The following is a 3,736-nucleotide window of genomic DNA, read 5'->3' on the forward strand; positions in this document are numbered from 1 at the left end:
GGCACGAAGGATGCACCCGCCGCGCGTCGCTATCGCGCGGTGCGGGCGGACAACGGCGGCGGGCTCCCTATATGGAGGTGATCCCGGACGTCGCGTCCCGCGTGCCGCCGCCCCCTTGGCGCTCCGCCGCGACGACGGCTAAGGAAGGCCGGCACCGCGGCTTGTCCGCGGCCCGCCCGGTCCGAGAATCCGCGAGGTCATCCGGCACCCGCCGTCGGAGCCCGCCCCCACGAGGTCCCGTATGCTCTCTGACGACAAGCCCGCCGCGATGCCCGACCGCCACGTCTCGGTCCGCGAGGTGTTCGGCATCGACCTCGACCTCAAGGTGCCCGCCTTCTCGGAAGCCGACGAGCACGTGCCGGATCTCGACCCGGACTACATCTTCGACCGCGAGACCACGCTCGCCATCCTGGCGGGCTTCGCCAAGAACCGCCGCGTGATGGTCACGGGCTATCACGGCACCGGCAAGTCGACCCATATCGAGCAGGTCGCCGCTCGCCTGAACTGGCCCTGCATCCGGATCAACCTCGACAGCCACGTCTCGCGCATCGACCTCGTCGGCAAGGACGCGATCGTGCTGCAGGACGGCCAGCAGGTCACCGCCTTCCAAGACGGCATCCTGCCCTGGGCGCTGCAGAACAATGTCGCGCTCGTCTTCGACGAGTACGATGCCGGCCGGCCCGACGTGATGTTCGTGATCCAGCGCGTGCTGGAGGTGTCCGGCCGCCTGACGCTCCTCGACCAGAAGCGGGTGATCCGCCCCCACCCCGCCTTCCGGCTCTTCGCGACCGCCAACACGGTCGGCCTCGGCGACACGTCGGGCCTCTATCACGGCACCCAGCAGATCAACCAGGGCCAGATGGACCGCTGGTCGATCGTCACCACGCTGAACTACCTGCCGCACGACCGCGAGGTCGACATCGTGCTCTCGAAGGCGACCCACTATCAGGGCGACCAGGGCCGCGACATCGTCAACCGCATGGTGCGCGTGGCGGACCTCACCCGCAACGCCTTCATGAACGGCGACCTCTCGACCGTGATGAGCCCCCGCACGGTGATCACCTGGGCGGAGAACGCCGACATCTTCCGCGACATCGGCTTCGCCTTCCGGGTGACCTTCCTGAACAAGTGCGACGAGCTGGAACGGACGCTGGTCGCGGAGTTCTACCAGCGCGCCTTCGGCAAGGACTTGCCCGAAAGCGCGGTGAACGTCGCGCTGAGCTGACCCGATGGAGGACGCGATGGCGCCGCCGGCCCCGACCCGCGAGGACGCCCCGCCGGCCCCGCGCGCCGAGGGCCGGACGCGCTGCGCGGACGACCTCTACACCTGGGTCCAGGAGCAGGTGGCGCTGCTTCGCGCCGGCCGGGTGGAAGCGCTCGACCTCGACAACATCGCCGAGGAGCTGAGCGACGTGGGTTCGGAGCAGTACGACAAGCTCGAGAGCGCCATCGACGTGCTTCTGGCCCACGCCCTCAGATGGGACCACCAGCCCGAGCGTCGGACCCGGAGCTGGTCCCTGACCATCGCCGAGCAGCGCGTGCGGATCGACCGGCAATTGCGCCGGAACCCGGGTCTCAAGTCGCGTGTCGGCGAGGCGATCGAGGACGGCTTCCGGCTTGCCCGGTTGCGAGCCGCCCGCGAGATGCGGCGTTCCCCCAAGACCCTGCCCGCGGAGTGTCCCTACAGCTGGGACGACATCCTGAACCGTCCCTTCGAGTACGAGGCCGACCGGTAGCCCCGCATGTCCATCTCCAACCGCAAGCCCGGTGAGCGCCGCGAGCCCGTGGCCGAGCCCCTGAAGCGCTCGGTGGCGGGGTGCCTGCGCGCCATCGCGCGCCGCTCCGAGATCGAGGTGACCTACGCCACCGACCGGCCGGCGCTGACGGGGGACAAGGCGCGGCTGCCCGAGCCGCCCCGCAAGCTCTCCGCCCACGACGTCGCGGTGCTGCGCGGCAACGCCGACTCGATGGCGCTGCGCCTCGGCTGCCACGACGTCGCCGTCCACCGCCGCCTCGCGCCCGAGAACGCGCCGGCCCGCGCGGTCTACGACGCGGTCGAGCAGGCCCGCGTCGAGGCGATCGGCGCGCGCCGGATGGCGGGCGTCGCCTCGAACATCTCGGCGATGCTGGAGGACCGCTACCATCGCGGCGGCAAGTACGAGACCATTACGGATCGGGCCGACGCGCCGATGGAGGACGCCGTCGCGCTGATGGTGCGCGAGCGCCTGACGGGGCAGGCGCCGCCGGCCGCCGCGCAGCGCATCGTCGATCTGTGGAGGGACCACGTCGAGGCCAAGGCCGGGCGCAACCTCGACGGGCTGCTGGGTTCCATCGAGGACCAGCGCGCCTTCGCGCGCTCGGTGCGCGACCTCCTCTCCTCCCTCGACATGGCGGACGAGACGCCCTTCGACCCGGAGGACGACGAGACCGACGAGGAGGGCGAGGCCCAGGACAGCGACCAGAGCCCGCAGGAGGGCGAGGCCGAGGAGCAGTCCCAGGGCGACCGCGCCGAGATCGAGACCTCCGAGGAGGCCTCCGATGAGATCGAGGAGGGCTCGCAGGAGGCCGCCGACGCGCCCTCGGGCGAATTGCCCGACGAGGCCGAGGAGGCCGATTCCGAGGAGGCCGGCGAGTCCTGGCGCCCGCCGCAGCGGGCCGACAACACCCCGCGGGGGCCCGAGTACAAGGTCTTCAACGCCCGCTTCGACGAGGTCATCCACGCCGAGGATCTCTGCGATCCGGACGAGCTGGCGCGGCTGCGCACCTATCTCGACAAGCAGCTCTCGCACCTGCAGGGCGTGGTCGGGCGCCTCGCCAACCGTCTGCAGCGGCGGCTGCTCGCCCAGCAGAACCGCGCCTGGGACTTCGACCTGGAGGAGGGCCAGCTCGATCCGGCTCGCCTCGTCCGCGTGGTGATCGACCCGTTCCAGCCTCTCTCCTTCAAGCAGGAGAAGGACACGAATTTCCGCGACACCGTCGTCACGCTGCTCCTCGACAATTCGGGCTCGATGCGCGGCCGGCCGATCACGGTGGCGGCGACCTGCGCCGACATCCTGGCCCGCACGCTGGAGCGCTGCGGCGTCAAGGTCGAGATCTTGGGGTTCACCACCCGCGCCTGGAAGGGCGGCCAGAGCCGCGAGGCGTGGCTCGCCGCCGGCAAGCCGCCGAACCCGGGCCGCCTCAACGACCTGCGCCACATCGTCTACAAATCGGCGGACGCCCCCTGGCGCCGCGCGCGCAAGAACCTCGGGCTGATGATGCGCGAGGGGCTTCTGAAGGAGAACATCGACGGCGAGGCGCTGGACTGGGCGCACAAGCGCCTGCTCGGCCGCCCCGAACAGCGCAAGATCCTGATGGTGATCTCGGACGGCGCGCCGGTCGACGATTCGACCCTGTCGGTCAATGCCGGCAACTACCTCGAGCGGCACCTGCGCTGGATGATCGAGGACATCGAGACGCGCTCGCCCGTCGAGCTGCTCGCCATCGGCATCGGCCACGACGTGACGCGCTACTACCGCCGCGCCGTGACGATCATCGACGCGGAAGAGCTCGGCGGCGCGATGACCGAGAAGCTCGCCGAGCTGTTCGAGGAGGACGGCGCGGCGTCACCGGCGCGCGGCCTGCGGGCCGCGGGCGGGCGACGGTAGGGCGCGGGTCCCCTCTCCCATAGGGAGAGGGATAGGGTGAGGGGTATGACACTCCCAGAGTAGGCGGCGCCCTGAACGCGCGTCGATGC

General features: G+C 70.7%; 3 protein-coding genes. All 3 read left to right on the forward strand.

All coding sequences use genetic code 11. The features are described from left to right. The first annotated feature begins 241 nt into the window (after positions 1 to 241). The 3 genes from cobS to cobT are packed head-to-tail and all read left to right on the forward strand — an operon-like array spanning position 242 to position 3,647. Positions 242 to 1,225, forward strand: coding sequence for a cobaltochelatase subunit CobS (gene cobS, locus AX737_RS26395; protein ID WP_066926649.1), 984 nt, complete (start codon positions 242 to 244; stop codon positions 1,223 to 1,225). Positions 1,226 to 1,241: 16 nt separating this feature from the next. Continuing rightward, positions 1,242 to 1,736 carry a DUF29 domain-containing protein gene (locus AX737_RS26400; protein ID WP_066926652.1) on the forward strand — a complete coding sequence of 165 codons (495 nt, stop codon included), beginning with the start codon at positions 1,242 to 1,244 and terminating at the stop codon, positions 1,734 to 1,736. A 6-nt stretch (positions 1,737 to 1,742) separates the two neighbouring features. Then, complete coding sequence (cobT, locus tag AX737_RS26405) at positions 1,743 to 3,647, forward strand: cobaltochelatase subunit CobT (RefSeq protein ID WP_066926650.1); 1,905 nt, start codon at positions 1,743 to 1,745, stop codon at positions 3,645 to 3,647. Positions 3,648 to 3,736 lie beyond the last annotated feature (89 nt).

It is taken from the genome of Methylobacterium sp. CCH5-D2 (genome assembly GCF_001556475.1).
In the GTDB taxonomy this organism is placed as follows: domain Bacteria; phylum Pseudomonadota; class Alphaproteobacteria; order Rhizobiales; family Beijerinckiaceae; genus Methylobacterium; species Methylobacterium hispanicum.